The sequence below is a fragment of the Rhodopseudomonas sp. BR0C11 genome, from assembly GCF_010820945.1.
GTDB classification, from domain to species: Bacteria; Pseudomonadota; Alphaproteobacteria; order Rhizobiales; family Xanthobacteraceae; genus Rhodopseudomonas; species Rhodopseudomonas palustris_H.
In genome coordinates, this window is the sequence record NZ_QTKI01000050.1 from 1 (window position 1) to 18,130 (window position 18,130).

The following is an 18,130-nucleotide window of genomic DNA, read 5'->3' on the forward strand; positions in this document are numbered from 1 at the left end:
CGTAGGGGTGCACGCAGATGAAATCGAAATGTCCGGCCGCGCCCGCTTCGATAGCGCGTTCCAGGAAGTTGACGTCGAAATTTGCGACGCTAACTCCGATCTTTGCCGATGGATCGATGCGCTTGGCGGCCGTCGACGCCTCCTTGACCAGCTCGGCGTAGATGGACGGATTTCCGTTAACGGCGAAGCTGCCGTTGAACTCGTTCCAGATCTCCCAGTGTTTCACTGACCCGCGATAGCGCTCGACGATGGCGCCGACGTAGTCTTTCCAGTACTGGATGTCCTTAATTGGGAAAGCGCGCGTGCCGCCATCGGCGGAGGCCCAGGGCGCCAGATAGGCTAGCGGATACAGCAGGCTGATGCCGTTCGCCGTTGCATCGCTGACGAGTCGATCAGCTGGGGCCCAGTTCCAGGTGCCTGGGGTGGGCTGAATGGTCTGCCATTCCTGGAAGGCCCGCAGCCATTTGACGCCGGCCTTCGCCAGGATCGGATTGAACCGGCGATGATCATCAAGCCATTCGGCGCCGGTGGCGACGCCCCACGGGCTGGCCTGCTGTTCGGCGCGATCGCTGGTAGCATCCGAGGCGAGGGCACTTCGCTGATCAAGGGCAGCGCCGGCAGCCATGATGGTCGCCGTCACCACAATCGGTACCAACCGGCGTGCTCGAGCGCGGAGCTGACCGAAAAAGGATGTGGGGCGCCCAAGACGAGCGCGGTCGAACGCCATTCTGTCTTGTCTCACTCGATCAAGTTGCGGCTGCCAGGTAGTCTGAGATGTCCGAGCAGGAGGTGCATATCCTGCTCGCCGGCCCAGATGCTCATGCATCCGCTCTCACAGGAGCACCGCCGGGGACTACTGTGGTCCGGCGCATGATCCGCAGATATTGCTTTTCAAACGACCCGACCAGAGACTTCAGTTGCTGAGCGGGACGCTCCACAAAGTGCCATGACATCGCCGCGAGGATCGCTGCGAGCGGCACGCATACCAGGATATTGATCCACCAGACGCGGCCGGACGGAATCATGGCTGCGAAGGTCTGTTGGATGACAAATCCGTACAGGTACATCCCGTACGAGTAATCGCGGTCGCGCACAATTGCGAGGCGGCGCGGTGTGGTGAGGCCTAGGAAGATCGCGACATAAGGAACGACCAGCGCGCCAAAATATTCGCCGCCGTAGCGGGAGTACATCCCGAGCAACGCAACCGCCGTGGCGCCCCAGAATACGGACCAACGCCACGGAATTTCATAGCGGTAGTAATATAGCGACAGGCCGACGATCCCCGAGATCATCAGGGCGAAACCCGGAACGTTGCCGTTGAAGGGCAGATATTGCCATCCATGCCACCACAGGCGGGCGACGAAATGAAATACGATCAGCACGACAACCGAGATCGGACCCAAGATGCGATAGCGTTGCACGCCGGCAACGGCCAGCAGCCCGATCACCCCATAGGTGTACAACTCGAAAGGCACGGTCCAGAGCTGAGCGTTGACGATATCCGGCTTGGGATTGTCTTGAAACACGCCTGGAAGAAGATAGTGGATCTCACCAATCGCGTTGAGCAGGTAGAGGAAGAACAGCTTGTCGGTGAAATAGTCGCTCAATGCCAGTGTGGTCAGCATCGGACCGATCAGAAATGCGGACAGCAGCACCTCTACGGTAAGTGCCGGGAATATTCTGATCGCCCGAAGTCCAAAGAACTTGATGAGTGTCTTGCAGCGATCCAGGCTGGCGGCAACCAGAAACCCGCTCACTCCGAAGAACATCGGAAGCACAGATCGCAGGAAAGGCCGTGCGGGTGTGTCCCACATGGCGGCATCCGCGGCTTGCCCATAGCTCGTCAGCACGCTGTGCGTCGCGATCACCATGACCGCGAGCGAGACCTTCATGTAGTCGAAGCCGGAAGGGCGTCCGGCGCTTGCATCAAGGCGGTCTCCGAGTGATTGCAATGACATTGCGCGATACCCAGTGATCGTTGACAAGGATGCATTCGGCGTTGAACAGCTTGGCGTTCAACGTAGTGCAGAAATATCGTGATCGCGGTGCGCGAAGTCGCATCGTAGTGCGTGTGCGACGGTGGGTCGTTGCGCTGTGCAACATCATTGTAGGTTTTTGAGAGCCTTTCAAGTGCGAGTTAGTCTCTCATCAAATTGTGCGCGTGAGAGAGGATGGCGTGTGAAGTGTCCGGCTCGCAATGGTTGTTCCGCAGGCATTGGTGTCGAGCGACGACGGTTGCGATGGTTCCTTGCAGCGCTCGCGAGGCGCGATGAGTGGAGTGTGTTGACATATAGGTCAACGCTCGCCATCGCAGAAACTATCGTTGATCGGGATCAGGCTCGCGTGATCGATCCGCGTTAGCGCTTTCGCTTACAGTCGGGTTAAGAGTAAGCTTAATATGCGAGGCAGATTGCCGTTAGTTGGTTGCAAGGGTAGGGATAGTCATGGCGAGCACCGTGGTTATCAAAGAAGGATCTGGCAGGGACGCGGCCGCGGCATGCACCGTTCCAGATGTTCTTCAGCAGATTGCCCAACGTTTTCCGGAATCCGTTGCCGCCATTTCCGAGCGTGGGCGGATTACCTTTGCCGAGTTTGAGTTTCGTTCGAACCAATTGGCACGATTGCTTGTCAAAAGAGGCGTGAAGGTTGGCTCGATTGTTGTCCTCCTGACTGGGCGCTCGATCGATACGCTGATCGGCATGACCGCGATTTTGAAGGTGGGCGGAGTCTATATGCCCCTTGATATCGGGCTAGGCCCGGAAGCGATCGGCGGCGCCATCCAGGATGCACAGCCGACGCTGGTTTTGACGGAGCATCAACCGGCTTTGATTGACGCGATCGAGCAGCGCCGCCTGAGAGACGAGCTGGATGCCTCGCGGCTTGAGCCCGGTGATCCGTTGGCGCTTGATCTGACGCCATCCTTGCCTGCCTATGTGATGTTCACGTCGGGATCGACAGGGCGGCCGAAGGGCGTTGTGGTGCCGCATCAGGCCATCGTCAGGCTGGTTGTTGATACGGACTTCATGACGTTGTCGCCCGCGACTGTGATGCTGCATGCGGCGCCATTGGCGTTCGATGCCTCGACGTTGGAAATCTGGGGGCCGTTGTTGAACGGCGGGCAGATCGTCATCGTCGAAGATGCGGTGCTGTCGGTCGATCGGATCGCCGAGACGCTGGGGCGTTTTTCGGTCAATGCGGCCTGGCTCACCGCCGGTCTTTTCCATCTGATGGTCGACGAGCGGCCAGAGGCGCTGTCGGGTCTCGCGACCCTGCTGGCCGGCGGCGACGTCCTTTCGCCGGTGCACGTTCGTCGTGCGATGGCTCTGCTGCCGGACTGCACGATCGTCAACGGGTACGGCCCCACTGAAAATACGACGTTCACGTGCTGCTATTCGATTCCGCGCACGGGCTGGGGCGATGGGCCGGTGCCGATCGGCTTTCCGATTTCGGGCACGAGTGTGCACATTTTATCGGATGCGCTAGAGCCCGTTCCGGACGGTGAGGAAGGTCAGCTTTGCGCGGGTGGGATCGGGTTGGCGCTCGGCTACCTCAATCGCCCGGAGCTGACCGCGGAGAAGTTTGTCGTTGATCCGTTGTCTGACGATCCGGAGGCTCGGCTTTATCTCACCGGGGATTACGTCCGTCGCCGGAGCGACGGAGCGATCGAGTTCCGTGGTCGGCGGGACCGTCAGGTCAAAATCAACGGCGTGCGTATCGAGCTCGACGGCGTAGAGCAGGCGCTGCGGCAGGATCCGGTCCTGGCCGACGCGGCGGTGGTTCTGTCCGCGGATCGAGGCGACGTAAAGCGGATTGTCGCTTTCTTGAAGCCGCTGCCAGGTGACGCTGCCGATGATCTTGAAGCCGGCATCATCCGCAGGCTCAAATCGCAATTCCCCGCCCAAGCGATCCCATCAACGATCAAGATCGTGGATGAGTTGCCGCTCAACAAGAACGGCAAGATCGACAGAGCGAAGCTGCTGAGCGACCTGATCGCGACGGAGCAGCTGGGCGCGCGTACCGACGATGAAGATTTCTCTGACGACAGTGTCGGATCGATCGTGGCGGACATCTGGAGCGCATTGCTGGGCAAGTCGGTCGATGCCAGGGCGAACCTGTTCGATCTTGGCGCGACGTCGCTGCAGATGATCGCGGCGCACGAGCGCATTCAGGCGGCGATCGGGATTCGATTTCCAGTTACGGACCTGTTCGCCCATCCCAGCATCGCCGAATTCCAGGCTTGTCTGGACGGAGCCTCGCATCGGTCGCTCGCCATTGCCGGAGCGGCGCGTGGACGCAGGCAGAGACGTGCGATGAGTGCGGCGTATGGCGCGCTCAATGTTCGGAGCCATCACGCATAGGGCTAGACGGAGCTGAGGCGAGATGTCGGACAGTAATGAGATCGGCTTCGCGATAGTGGGACTTTCTGGTCGCTTTCCAGGCGCACCCGACGTTCAGAAGTTTTGGCAGAACATTAAAGCGGGGCGCACGAGCGTTTCGCGTTTCTCGCCTGAAGAGCTGGAAGACTCCTTCGCGGACCAGGAGCGTGCCGATCCCGACTTTGTCGCGGCCAAGCCTATTCTGGACGACGTCGATCTGTTCGACAGCGAATACTTTGGTATGTCGCCGCGCGAAGCGGATTTGACAGATCCGCAGCAGCGGATTTTCCTCGAGATCTGCTCCGAGGCGTTGGACGATGCGGGGTATGACCCGGAGCGTTATCAGGGGGCGGTTGGCGTCTTCGCCGGCGCCTCGCTGAATACTTATTTCTTGCGACACGTGTGCCCCGATCGCGCCGCCCTCGAGCGGTTCACGTCGCAGTTCCAGGTGGGCTCCTATTCGGAGCTCCTCGGCACGCTCAATGACTTCGTTGCGACGCGGGTCGCCTACAAGCTCAATCTCAAAGGACCGGCAGTTTCAGTCCAGAGTGCCTGTTCGACCTCGCTTCTTGCCGTCGCGCAAGCGTGCGAAAGTCTCGCGGCTCTGCAGTGCGACATGGCATTGGCCGGCGGCGTCTCCGTCACGTTCCCCCAGAAACGCGGGTACATCTATCAGGACGGCGGAATTGCCTCCCGCGATGGCTCCTGCCGGCCGTTCGATGTCGATGCGGCCGGGACCGTGTTCGGCTCCGGTGCAGGCGTGGTGGCAATCAAACGGTTGGCGGATGCCGTCGCTGATCGCGACGCGATCTACGCGGTGATCAGAGGTTACGGCATCAATAATGATGGCGCAGCCAAGGTTGGGTTCACGGCTCCCAGCGTCGGCGGGCAGGCAGAGTGCATCGCGGCCGCGCTCGCGATGGCCGGATTCGAAGCGGAATCGATTGGTTACGTCGAGTGTCACGGCACCGGCACGCCGCTGGGTGATCCGATCGAGATCGAGGGGCTGTCGCAAGCGTTCGCTGAAGCTTCCACCGGTGCGATCGAAGACCGCAACTGCACCCTGGGATCGGTGAAGGCGAATGTCGGTCACCTGGATGCCGCGGCGGGCGTGACAGGGCTGATCAAAACCGCCTTGATGCTTCACCACGGCATTGTGCCGCCTCAGGCAAATTTCTCCGAGCCGAACCCACACCTGGACCTCGCGAAGCGGGGATTCCGGGTGGCGACGGAGTTGCAGGACTGGCCTCGGGGAGATGCGCCGCGCCGCGCCGGCGTCAGCGCCTTCGGGGTCGGAGGCACCAATGTGCATCTGTGCCTGGAGGAATCACCACCGACTGCAGCGGAGAGCTCGTTGCCGGTCGAGAATGCGGTGGTTCTCCGGCTGTCTGCCCGGTCCCCCACTGCCCTGGAGGCGATGCGCCTCCGGCTGGCCGACCATCTTGAGGCGGCAGTGCAGCGTGGCGAGCGCATTGGCTTGAACGAACTCGCCCATACTCTTGCCGCAGGACGGCGAACGTTCGATCGGCGCTGGGCGGTCGCGGTCAATTCCGTGGAGGGAGCGGTTCAGTCGTTGCGGGAAGTCCGCTCCGACCCCCGACCTTCATCGCTTCGACCTGGCGCGGTGTTCATGTTTCCTGGCCAGGGCGCTCAGTACCCGGGGATGGGGCGTTGGCTCTTCGAGTCCGATCGCGAATTCCGCGCCGACGTCGAGCTTGGGGCCGCAATCGTCAAAGAACATCTTGGCGTCGATATCCTCGCCGTGCTGTTCGACGATCGTGATGTCGACGATCATGCGATCCGATCGACGACGTTGGCGCAGCCGGCGCTCTTCCTCATCGAATATGCTCTGGCACAGCGTCTGCTCCGGTCCGGTATCGAGCCGAAAGCGATGATCGGCCACAGCCTCGGCGAGTTGGTCGCGGCGGCGCTGGCGGGCGTGATGTCGTATCAAGATGCGCTCAAGCTTGTGGTGCATCGCGGACGGATCATGCAGGCCCAGGCGCCCGGCGCCATGCTCAGCGTGCGGTTGGCGGCAAGCGAGCTGTCGGCGCACCTGCCAGTCGGGGTCGAGATTGCGTCCGACAATTCGCCCCGTCTCAGTGTCGCCAGCGGTCCTTTTGAAGCTGTGGAAGAACTCGAGCGCCGGTTGGAGAGTGCGGAAATTCCCCATCGACGTCTCCACACGTCACACGCCTTCCATTCAGCAATGATGGATCCGGTGGCAGTCGAGCTCGAGAGGGTTGCGGCAGGGATTGCACTCCGACCACCGAAGCGTCGGCTGATCTCGACCGTCACTGGAACTTGGATGACCGCGGCGGAGGCCACGTCACCGGTCTATTGGGCCCGTCAATGCCGCGAGCCTGTCAGCTTCCGCGCCGCGCTCACCACACTGATCGATTCGATGTCCGAACGGCTGGATTGTCTGCTGGTGGAGGTCGGCCCGGGTCGAACGCTGTCGACATTTGCAGGGGCCTCATCGTCCGCGTCGAAGGTCCGGGCGATCGTTACGACCGCACCGGACTATGCGGAGCGAAACGACGAAGAGCTCACCTTCGCTCAAGCGCTCGGAGATCTGTGGGCACACGGCGCGAGGCTGAAATCCGATGTTCGTCCAGCCGCGGGTGCCGCACGGCTGCGATTGCCAAGCTATCCGTTCGAGCGCACGCGCCATTGGATCGCGCGTCCTGCTGCGGCCGGTCCTAAGATGACCATGCCAGTCGCATCGGCCCGAGGAGACGCGTTCCCTCAGACCGCTCCTCCGCAGGAGGCGCGTAGCGATCAGGATGGTCTGCGTAGTGTTTCGATGGAGAGTAAGATGTCGGGTGACGAGGTCTCGAAGGCGCTGATCAAGGCGCTTGCGGCTATTCTGTCAGATGTCTCGGGACGACCTCTTTCGGATCAGGAAGCGGCGACCTCGTTCATTTCACTTGGGTTCGATTCCTTGCTGCTCGGTCAGGTCGCGCAGCGCGTCAACAAGTCGTTTGGGGTGAAGATCACGTTCCGGCAGTTGATGCGAGATCTCAACTCGCTGGACGCCCTGGCTGCGATGTTGAAGGCCTCGGCCCCGGCCGACAAATTGCCCCAGGCCGAGCGAGCAGCCGTGGAGCCGCAGGTCGCGATGGTCGAGCGGCCGGCAGTGGCTGTGTTGTCGAAAGACCAACCGGCGCCGGTGATGACGGGCGCCACGGGAGTCGAGGCGTTGCTTCGCGAGCAACTGCACTCGATGGAGCGGATTTTTGCCGCTCAGCTTGCGGCGGTCGGCAAAGACCAGGGTGTCGCTGCCGAGTTGCCTGTTGCGGCGGTAGTCGCCAATAGCAGCGCAGGGCGCGCGCCTGAGAGTACCCTCGTGATGCCCGACACGGGTGAGGAAGGGGGCGGGCGGTTCAAGATGTATCGCCCCGGTGCCGCCGATGGTGATCTCGCACTCGCACCGGAGCAGCGCTCCTACATCGAGAAACTTGTCCGGCGCTATAACGACCGCACTCCTGGATCGAAGTCACGCGCTCAGGCGTCGCGCAGAGTTCTTGCCGATCCCCGGACGGCAAGCGGCTTCAATGCGCAGTGGAAGGAGATGGTTTACCCGATCGTGTGCAAGCGGTCGAAGGGAGCGTCGATCTGGGATGTCGACGGCAACGAGTACATTGATTTGGTGAATGGCTACGGCCAGACGATGTTCGGCCATGTCCCGCCATTCGTCGCCGCCGCGTTGCACGCACAGTTGGAAGACGGATTCGCGATCGGACCGCAGACCGAACTGGCCGGGGAAGTCGCGGCGCGAATTAGCGCCATGACCGGCAATGAGCGGGTCGCCTTCTGTAACACCGGTTCAGAAGCTGTCATGGCCGCCATCCGGGTGGCCCGCGCTGTGACCGGACGACAGAAGGTCGTCGTGTTCAGTGGCGCCTATCACGGTCAGTTCGATGAGGTTCTGATCAAGTCGTGCCGCGCGGGCAGCGTCCCCGGTGCACTTCCGATCGCGTCCGGCATCCCGGCCGAAAACGTCGGGCAGATGATCGTTCTGCCGTACGGCCATCCAGCAAGCCTCGAGCTTGTCAGCCAAATCGCCGACGATCTCGCGGCCGTTATCGTCGAGCCGATTCAAAGCCGGCATCCTGCTTTGCAGCCGCGAGACTTCGTGGCGTCGCTGCGAGAGCTGACCGCAAAGAGCGGGACGGCGCTGGTGTTCGACGAGGTGGTGACCGGCTTCCGGGTCGACCCCGGTGGCATGCAGAAGGTTTTTGGTATCAAGGCTGACCTGGCGACCTATGGCAAAGTGCTGGGCGGAGGAATGCCGATCGGGGTGGTCGCAGGCCGCGCGGATTTCATGGACGCGCTGGACGGCGGCTTCTGGCAATACGGCGACGAGAGCGAGCCGGAAGTTGCTCCGACATTCTTCGCCGGAACGTTCGTTCGGCATCCGATGGTGCTCGCCGCAGCACGCGCTGTGCTCGAGCACATCGAACGGAACAAGGCCGAGATCTATGCGCCCTTGGCGCAGCGCACGGGGCAGCTTGTCGATCGGATCAATTCGCACCTCGACAACTACGGACTGCCGACGCGGGCCGAGACATGTGCGAGCTGGTTCTTCGTCGATGGTGCGCCTTTGGGACGGTTCGCCGGCCTGTTGTTTGCCGAGCTTCGCCTACAGGGGATTCACGTCCACGAAGGTTTCCCGTGTTTTCTCACCACTGCACACGAGGCCGTTCAGTGCCAGGCGATCGACGGCGCGTTCGAACGAGCGATAGGGGCCTTCGCGGACGCCGGGCTGATCACGGGAGAAGCCAAGAGTGTCACCAGGAAGACGGGCCGTAGTGGTGATGGTCAAGCTCAACCGCAGCCGCAGAAACTCAAAACGGTACCCCTGACCGAGCCTCAAATGGAGGTGTTGCTCGCGGCGCAAATGGGCGATGCAGCCTCGATGGCGTTCAACGAGTCCGTCAGCATTCGCTTCGATGGGCCCGTCGTCGAGAGTGCGTTGATCAAAGCGGTTGAAGAAGTCGTCCGGCGTCACGAGGCACTTCGTAGCCGTGTCGTTGACTTCACCGGCATGCTCGAGATCAGTCCGGATTTCGTGCCCAAGGTGCCGGTCGTCAAGCTCGACGAGGCCAACGCCGATGCCGAACTGGCGCAGTGGCTTGCCAAGGATGCAAGAACGCCATTTGACCTTTTCAAGGGGCCGTTGGTTCGTGCCAGCGTTCTGTGTCTGCGATCTGACGTCCACGTGCTTGTGTTCACCGCGCATCACATCATCTGTGACGGCTGGTCTATGAATGTCCTGCTCGGTGACTTGGCCGAGACCTACAACGCTTATCGTGACGGAAGAACGCCGTCGCTGGTGCCCGCCGCGAGTTTCGCCGAACATGCTGCGGAGCGGCCGCGGCCGTCTGCGTCCACGATCGAGTTCTGGCGAAAGCAGTTCGCGGATGTGCCGGTCGCCTCGGAGCTTCCGCTCGACCGCCCACGCCCGGAGGTCAAGAGCTTCCTCGGTGCATCCCTGCGCGAGCGGTTGGGGCAGGACCTCTGCGGCGGGGCCAGAGAGCTGGCCAAACGCCAGGGCGTAACCCTGTTCACGGTGCTGTTTGCCTCGGTGCAGACTCTGTTCGCGCGGCTTTGCGATAACGAGAGCGTTGTGTTGACCGTCCCGATGGGCGGCCAGGCATTGCTGGATCGGCAGGATCTGGTCGGGCACTGCGTGAACTTCCTGCCGGTGCCGGTCACCGCTCGGTCCGCCGTCTCTTTCTGTGAGCATCTGAAGCAGGTCGACGAGAAGCTGAACGAGATCTTCGATCACCAGGACTACACGTTGGGATCGTTGGTCCGTGATCTGGACATTCCCCGTAGCATCAACCGGACGCCGCTGTCGGACATTCAGTTCAATCTTGAACGGGTCGGCTCTAGGCTGACATTCCGCGGCGCCGACACGCGCGTCGATACCAATCCAAAGGCCTTCGTCAATTTCGACATCTTCATCAACATGATCGAAACGGACGACGACATCACGATCGAGGTCGATTTCGCGACCGATCTTCTGGATCGGACGACGGTGTCGGGATGGCTCGATCAGCTCCGCAAGATTTTGGGACAAGCGCTCGAGCAGCCCCAGATCATCCTGCAGGACCTGAAGCTGCAGAAGCCAACCGTTCCTGGGACTGCAGGCGGAAAGACCTACGCACTGCAAGCCTCGCGTTTCGACATTCCTCTGGTGGAGATGATCGAGCGGAACTGCGACCGTACGCCTGACGCGGTTGCGGTGGAGTACGAGGCGGAAGTTCTGCGCTATCGCGATCTGGAATCGAGGAGCAATCGTATTGCGGGGCTGTTGAGAGCGCTGAATCCGGCCAACGGAGCCCGGGTCGCGGTTGCGGTTCAACGGGGCCTTGATCTGCCGGTGGCCTTGGTCGCGGTCGCGAAAGCGGGGCTCGCCTACGTCCCGGTCGATCCTTCGCTTCCCGTGGCACGAATTCGGCAGATGGCTGAAGCGGCCGAGGTGGCGGTCTTCGTCACGTCAGGAGCGGACTGCCCGGTTGCGGCCGAAATGGGGGTGCCCGTGATTGATCTCGTGCGAGATGCCGCACAGATCGACGCTGCCTCGTCCGCTCGTCCCGAACCGGTGCCCTCGCAGGAGGTGCTGGACTCGACCGCTTATGTGATTTTCACGTCCGGCTCGACCGGAACGCCCAAGGGCGTGGAGATCACTCACCGCGCACTCGCCAATTTCCTCGGTTCGATGGCGGTCCGGCCAGGCTTCGGCGCCGATGATCGGATCGTCGCAGTGACCACGGTGTCGTTCGACATCGCAGTTCTCGAGCTGCTGCTGCCGCTGTATTGCGGCGGACGGACCGTAATCTGCAGCAAGGACAGGTTGCTCGAGCCCGAGAGCGTCGTGCGGTTGATTGAAACCAGCTCTGCAACGATCGTTCAGGCGACACCGACGCTTTGGCGCGTACTTCTTGAAGCTGGTTTGCAGCCATCGCGCCCGCTTCGCGCATTGAGCGGCGGGGAGGCGTTGCCGCGCGATGTTGCCGAGAAGCTGATCGCCGCGGGCTTCGAACTGTGGAACATGTATGGGCCGACGGAGACCACGATTTGGTCGGCCTGCGGACGGATTGTCGATGCCAGCCGGCCGATCGTCATCGGCGAGCCAGTGGCTCATACTGATCTCTATATCCTATCCGATGACGGAACGCAGGCGCCGGTCGGCACCCCTGGGGAGTTGTGCATTGGAGGACTTGGTCTTGCGAAGGGCTACGTCAACCGGCCCGATCTGACAGCCGCAGCGTTTCCCGTGATGTCGTTACCGGATGGCGAAACTGTGCGTCTGTATCGCACCGGCGATTTGGCAACGCGCTTGGCGGACGGCGGCATTCAACTGCTCGGCCGGCGCGATCAGCAGGTGAAGATCCGCGGCTTCCGTATCGAGTTGGAAGAGATCGAGTCCGTGCTGCGCACCTGTCCAGAGATCTTGGACGCCGCGGTCATGGTCGAGAATGCCGGCACTGCCGACGCCGCGCTGGTGGCTGCCTTCGTGGCGAAGCCGGGCATGACGGTGAGCCTGCAGCAGACGGCGCAGCTCAGCCTGCCTCACTACATGGTTCCCAACCGTTTTGTCGCGGTTGCCGAATTGCCCAAGACTGCAAACGGCAAACTGGATCGGAAGGCGCTGTCCGCAACGATCGTCAGTCCGTCGATCGTCGTCAGTTTCATCGACAAGGCGGAGGTGCGCGACGAGCCGGCACCGGAGGTTCTGACCAAGGTGATCTCGATCGTCGAGGCGGCGTTGAACCGAACCGGGATCAAGCCGGACGACCGGGTTTTCGCGCTCGGTGCAACCAGTCTGCACGTCTTCCGGATGGCTGCGCGGTTTTCCGAAGCGAAGCTGCCGATCCGGGCACAAGATCTGATGACCAATCCAAGCATGGGCGATTTGGCGCGGCGAGCTTCCGTCGCGGCAAAAGCGCAGTCGTCCGACAAGAAGACGCCATCGCTCGCCGAGTTTCGGCGTTCCTCGAGCCGCGTGAGGACAACATGAAGACGCAGGTCCCCTCAGCAGTCGGACAAGAGCCGGGGATTGAACCGGTCCGCTGCACCAGTATTCAAGAGCGGTTTCTCGAACTGCAGAGACGCAATCCAGGCTCTTCGCTAGCCAATATCGCGATGCGCTGGCAGATGAAGGGAGCGGTGCGCGACCAGACGCTCCAGAAGGCGCTGGACTTTCTCGCCGATCGACACGAGGCGCTCCGGACGAGATTTGAACGCTCGGCCGACGGCTACTCACAGATTGTCGTCGACACTTCGCCGAAACTATCGCTGATCGATCTGTCGCAGCTATCGAGCGAGCGCTACCAGGCGGAGGCGGAGCGGCTTGCGTCATTGGAGGCGAGGGCGGCGTTCGATCCTGTGGTCGCGCCACCCTGGCGAACGACCGTGCTTCGGCGCTCGCCGAACGAAGCGATCCTGCTGCTAACGATCCATCACGCCATCGCAGATCTCTGGTCGGTCGGACTGATCGCGCACGAATTTGCCCAGGTGGTCGAGACACTGGAGCGCGGTCAAAGGCCAGACTGCCGCGAGTTGAACCTTCAGTACGTGGACTATGCGCAGTGGCAGTCGGCGTTACTGGCGAGCGACGGCCTGACCGAGGAGCGGCAATACTGGCGTGGCAAGCTGTCGGGGCTGTCACCTTTGGACATCAAACCGACCAGGCAGCCCGTGCTCGATGCCGGCCGCAACGGCGAGATTAGGAGCCGTGTTCTTCCGAGGCTGTTGACGGATGCGCTGCAATCACTGGCGCAGCAGGAAGGCTTCACGATGTATGGGCTGACGTGTGCGGCCCTGACGCGCGCGCTGGGCCGCAAGCTGGAGGCCGACGAGATCGTCATCGGGACGCAGGTCGCCAACCGTGATGATCCGTTGCTGTTCGATCTGGTCGGCCCCGTGGTCAACACTGTGGTCCTGAGGCTCGGGATCGAGGCGGGGAGCGATCCGCTCACGCACGCGCGCCGCATCAGGGACGAGGTCTCGCAGGCACTGGCGAACAAGGCGCTGCCTTTCGCCGAGATCGCCGCCGGCATCGAACTGTCGGATCGGAAAGATCTGCCGCTCGGCTACGCCATCAACTTCGCCGCCGGCAATGTCGAGACCGGCCAGGCCGGCGTGATCCGGCATGGCGACTTCGAACTGGTGTCGCTGCCGTCGGCGACGACGGGCTGCCTCTACGAATTCAGTTTCTTCTTGGTGGAGCGGCAGGAGGGGTGGCGAATCTCCTGCGAGTACAATACCGACCATCACGTCGCTGCCGCTGCTGATGCGCTGCTGAAAGCGTGGTCGGAGGAGATGGAGGCTCAGATCGCTCCGGCCGGGAGCGACCCGAAGAGCGTTGCGCCCGCTTTGAAGGGCGATCAGCCGGCCGGTGATATCGTTGAGCCTCTTGCGCTTTCGCTCGAACGCAGGGTGCCGAACCGACGTTCCACGCGACCCTATTTTCAGCCGTGCGTGCTGCAATCCGACGGCAAGCTGCCGCCGATCTTCGCGTTGAGCAATCGGTCCTTGTACTATCCGCTGGTAGAACGGGTAGCGGCGGGGCGCCCGTTTGTCGACTTGCAATGGGCTGATGACGCCGAGTTGCCGCCGCTCGATCAGGACAGCATTTGCAGGATCGCGGCCGACGCGGTTCGGCAGATCCGGGCACACGATCCCGTTGGCCCGTACTATTTGATCAGCCTCTGCCTGATGGGCAACGTCGCGCTCGAAGTTGCGCAGCAACTAAAGAGCCTCAATGGCGAAGTGTCGGTGATCTTTCTGCTCGATACGGTCGCGCCCGGCTACGTGGAATCGATGAGCCGGTTCGACCGTTTCCTGAGGCGGGTCCAACTGACTGACAGGATCATCCCCGATCTGCTCGCACGGATCAGGAAAGTCCGGTCCGGGGACATGAGCCTTGCAGCCGCGATGTCGCAGTACTCGATCATCCGAAACAATCCACTCGTTCGATTGATCGGCCGCGGCGGTGATGCGCCACGTCCGAGGGCCACCAATGAGGATTTCCTCAATCACGGCCTGATGGACTATCTGCTCGACGCGAGGGCCTTGTATCCCTGGAAGCCGTATGACGGCGAAGTCGTGCTGTTCCGTAGCACAAAATCGCGCGTCGGACGGTTGTTCGAGCGCGGCCTCGGATGGGACAAGGTCGTGAATGGGCAGCTGCGGATCTTCGACGTTCCCGGTGCACACGACGACATGACCCGCGAACCCGCGGTCGCGACCATTGCCGAATACATGAGCTGGATGATCGATCGGCGGGAGGGCCGTTGGTCCGCAAAGCGCTCCGTGGGCTGAGGACCGATGTCGTCGGCGAGCAACGATCACGACGTGCCTGCCGGAGGCTCCCGGCGGGGGCTCGGCTGAACGATGCGCCGCGGTGCCGTCGTGCTTCTCATCGCTCTGGTAGGGTTGATAGCGGCAGCGCTGGTCGGAGCCTCGCTATGGGCCGAACGTCGCACCTCGAAGCACGTCAGGCCAACCGATCAGGCGCGTGCCGGCGAAGTCGTCTTGACGGATTCCACCCGTGACACCGGGATTGCTGTCCGCATCTGGAGGCCGAACAATCCGGTGCCGCGTCCTGCGGTGAAGGCGGTAGCTTCTGATCGGGGGCTGCCGCTGGTGATCTATGTTCCGTCCTGGGGCGGCGGCCGGTCCGAGAACGATGTGTTGCTCTCCACGATCGCCAGCGCGGGCTTCATCGTCGTCGCCATGGACGACATCAGCCACGATCCGTCGGATCCCGCGACGGACGCTGCCGACGAGACGGTTCGGTCGGCGCCGTTCAGCATGCAAACCGCGCAGGACTATGCCAGCTTCCCGGCCACCAGTGAGCGCCGAACCCGGCTGGGATATGACAAGCTTCAGCGGGTCTTGGCTGCGCTCCGCACCGGACAAGCGTCAACGATGCTCGAGGGAGTCGATTTCTCCCGGATTGCGGTGGTCGGCTATTCGTTCGGCGGGGCCGTCGCGGCGAGGGCGCTCGCGCTGGATCGGCAATTGGCGGCCGGCGTCGATCTCGACGGCTGGGTGATCCACACTCCTGCAGCCGCTGGCCTGAAACGACCGTTTCTGGCGGTGTACGCGTCGCTGCCATTTGCCGAACGGACATGGTCGCATCGACCGAACTACGAGACCAAGATCGGATGGGAGGATTTCGGCTGCCTGCTGACGCTGGCGCGCTCGTCAGGTTCGGAGGTATTCATGGTCGACGGCGCGAAGCACGCGGACTTCTCCGATCAGCTCTATGCCGAAGGTCGCTGGCGCGATTGGCGGCCGTGGGCCCCCAGACGTATTGCGCCCGAGCGGATGCATGCGATCATCGATACGCTCCTGGTGCAATTTCTTGTCGGGCATCTGATCCAGCGTGGAAGCCCGCCCAGGACCACTTTTGCAGAGGTCAGGGCGGTGACGGAGATCGAGGGCCTCATCCCGAGCGGGCCGCGGCCGGGCGCCAGTTCGGCCAACTAGATCAGGCGCGGCACAATGAGCGAACCGGTTGAGATCTGGGAGATCAGCTTCGATGAAGCCGGGGAGGTGGATTGGCAACTCCTGGATCCGCGCGAGACCGCTGCGGCTGATGCGTTCATCCATGCTGACGACCGTTACCGCTACGGTGTGATCCACAGCGCGTTGCGGCTACGGCTTTCCGAACTCCTCGGCGTGGCCGCCGAGGCCGTTCCGATCGTTGTGGGAGCCCACGGCCGGCCGTTTGTCGCGGGCCGCGCCGCCGAGATCGATTTCAACCTTTCGCACAGCCGGCGGACCGGGCTGATCGCGATCTCCAAGGCGGGGACCGTCGGAGTCGACGTCGAGGATCGTGACGTCGCCGCGGACTATTCGGAAATGATCGATACCATCTTCGAGCAGCACGAGGCCGCTTGCCTGCATCGCTTGGAAAGATCCGTCCGCAATGACCTCTTTCTGCGTGGATGGACCCGTAAGGAAGCGGTGGCGAAGGCTGTGGGAACGGGCTTTCTGCTCGACCCCAAGCTGTTCCAGGTGCCGCTGGATGACAGAGGCAGTTGGACCGTTTCGGTGCGCAGTCCGATGAGTCGCCGGCTCGCGCTGATTGATCTGAGCTCGGATGCCAGGGCGGCCGCTGTTGCCGGCGTGGCGCTGCCGGCTCGCCCCCGCGTCCGCAGATTCCGATTCGAGCGGACCCTCCGGGCACGTGCGGCCGCCACCCGCTAGGCCTTAAGCTCCTCCAGACCGTGGAGTGGCGGTGCGCTAACTCTAGCCGCTGGAGGCCTGCTTACCGGCGGTCGGGGCTTAGTCAGCGGCAAATCCCGTCCAATCTGTCCTTTTCTGACGCGAAGGCACCGATAGTCGTCGTCGATTTGCAAGCTCACGTTAACCTTTGACGCTCATTGTCACGATATTGGGCGGAGGGGGCAATGAAGAGCTCTGGAATTTCATTCTCCGAAGTTCCCGAATCGGCCTTCGGACGTACGGACGACGATGCCGGCCCGCCATCGGGCCCGCTGGCCGAGCTCCAGTATTCGTCTCCTTGGCCCTGGGTGGCCGCGATCTTCATCAGCTCTGGACTGTGGGCCGGTATCGGCTGGCTGATCTTCGCCTGATCTCCGCCAGGTGAAATCTGGGCCCGATCTGTGCTGCTGCGTCATGAGCGCCGGCATGGCTTGATGGCATCATTCGACATCGAGAGCTGAGTCGCCCTGCAGGCCGAGGCCGGCGGGCCGGCCTCTTACGATTTCGAAAGGAACCGCGTCCGATACTGAGTGGATCGAGGGGGAGCACCGATGCGGACCATCCGGATACTATCAGTCGCCACCGTTCTCATCGCCGCCTACCAGCCGGCTTGGGCCAGCGAGGCCTATGTGAGCCAGCCCACGGGCGGCAAGACGCAGCAGGCCCCGACCGCATCAGCACGCACCACGGCAGTCCCAGTGACGATCGAAAGCGCCGCGCGCTTGATGAAGGCGGCTGCCAAGATGCCTGATCCCGGCACGGCGAACGTGTCGATGATCGCTCAGACTGGTACTCTGAACTCGGCGCTTCTGGCGCAGGTGGGCGGGGGGAACGCCTCGTACATCATCCAACAGGGCTCGCAGAACAGCGCCATCGTCAGTCAGCGCCGGTAGCCGAGACGGTATGCGGTCCGGCCGGGTGTGTACCGCCGCCGAAGCCTTCGCCATTTGCGGCTGGCGGTGCTAAGGACGGGGACCGAGAGAATCGTCCGGGGGGGCGGACGATCTCCCATCGCGAGGGTGCAGCAGATGTCATACCCGGCAATGCTATTGGCGGCGATGAGCGTCGGTGGTCTCGTTTGGGAAAGCGGCGCGGTCAAGTCGTCCTCGGCCGATCGGGCCGGGACCTTCCGGGTCGCCAACGAGGTCTATGTCCAGCAGCCGCATGGCATGCTTCCGCCGCTTGCGGCCCGCGCCGGAGAACCACCCAAGCTTTCACCGGAGAGCGGGTTGGTTGCCCCGAAAACCACCCCCGGCGGCCTGAAGCCCGACGCGCCGAAAAAGAAGGGCTCGCCCGAACTGAGTGGTGGATCGCCCGTTCCGGCCGGCAGCAATGGCCAGGTGTCCTGCGATCCGAGCAACGCGTCGTCGCAAGCCTGCTACAGCGCCACCCAGCAAGCCAGACCGCCGACACGCTGAGATCATCTCAGCGAGCGCCGTCGCGTCTGTTGAGCGCTGCCGCCGAGGTCGTGGCTTCACCGGGCGGGCGCCCCAAGCAAAGAC

Annotated in this window: 10 protein-coding genes; 8 read left to right on the forward strand and 2 right to left on the reverse strand. The window is 62.5% G+C overall.

Annotated elements, in window-relative coordinates:
- Both DYI24_RS06610 and DYI24_RS06615 read right to left on the reverse strand, forming a co-directional pair.
- On the reverse strand, positions 1 to 640 hold a 640-nt coding region (locus DYI24_RS06610; RefSeq protein ID WP_349627746.1), incomplete at its 3' end, for an endo-1,4-beta-xylanase.
- 178 nt (positions 641 to 818) lie between these two features.
- Complete coding sequence (locus DYI24_RS06615; protein WP_246701180.1) at positions 819 to 1,892, reverse strand: acyltransferase family protein; 1,074 nt, start codon at positions 1,890 to 1,892, stop codon at positions 819 to 821.
- A 552-nt stretch (positions 1,893 to 2,444) separates the two neighbouring features.
- On the opposite strand from DYI24_RS06615, the gene DYI24_RS06620 reads away from it, so the two are divergent.
- The 8 genes from DYI24_RS06620 (at position 2,445) to DYI24_RS06655 (ending at position 18,046) form a co-directional block, all read left to right on the forward strand.
- Entirely contained in the window at positions 2,445 to 4,358 is a 1,914-nt protein-coding gene (locus DYI24_RS06620; protein ID WP_164571714.1) for a non-ribosomal peptide synthetase, read from the forward strand.
- A gap of 22 nt (positions 4,359 to 4,380) precedes the next feature.
- Positions 4,381 to 12,408 (forward strand): hybrid non-ribosomal peptide synthetase/type I polyketide synthase, encoded by an 8,028-nt coding sequence (locus DYI24_RS06625; RefSeq protein ID WP_164571715.1) that lies wholly within the window; start codon positions 4,381 to 4,383, stop codon positions 12,406 to 12,408.
- Entirely contained in the window at positions 12,405 to 14,714 is a 2,310-nt protein-coding gene (locus DYI24_RS06630; protein ID WP_164571716.1) for a condensation domain-containing protein, read from the forward strand. Before DYI24_RS06625 ends, DYI24_RS06630 begins: the two co-directional genes overlap by 4 nt.
- 72 nt (positions 14,715 to 14,786) lie before the next feature.
- Entirely contained in the window at positions 14,787 to 15,887 is a 1,101-nt protein-coding gene (locus DYI24_RS06635) for an alpha/beta hydrolase (RefSeq protein WP_164571717.1), read from the forward strand.
- 15 nt (positions 15,888 to 15,902) lie between these two features.
- Entirely contained in the window at positions 15,903 to 16,610 is a 708-nt protein-coding gene (locus DYI24_RS06640) for a 4'-phosphopantetheinyl transferase family protein (RefSeq protein WP_164571718.1), read from the forward strand.
- Between the two features lie 203 nt (positions 16,611 to 16,813).
- Positions 16,814 to 16,999, forward strand: coding sequence for a hypothetical protein (locus tag DYI24_RS06645; protein ID WP_107345135.1), 186 nt, complete (start codon positions 16,814 to 16,816; stop codon positions 16,997 to 16,999).
- Between the two features lie 180 nt (positions 17,000 to 17,179).
- The gene (locus DYI24_RS06650; RefSeq protein WP_164571719.1) at positions 17,180 to 17,521 is read left to right on the forward strand and encodes a hypothetical protein; all 342 of its coding nucleotides are present in this window, start codon (positions 17,180 to 17,182) and stop codon (positions 17,519 to 17,521) included.
- Positions 17,522 to 17,656: 135 nt separating this feature from the next.
- Positions 17,657 to 18,046, forward strand: a complete 390-nt coding sequence (locus tag DYI24_RS06655; protein WP_164571720.1) for a hypothetical protein — start codon at positions 17,657 to 17,659, stop codon at positions 18,044 to 18,046.
- Positions 18,047 to 18,130 lie beyond the last annotated feature (84 nt).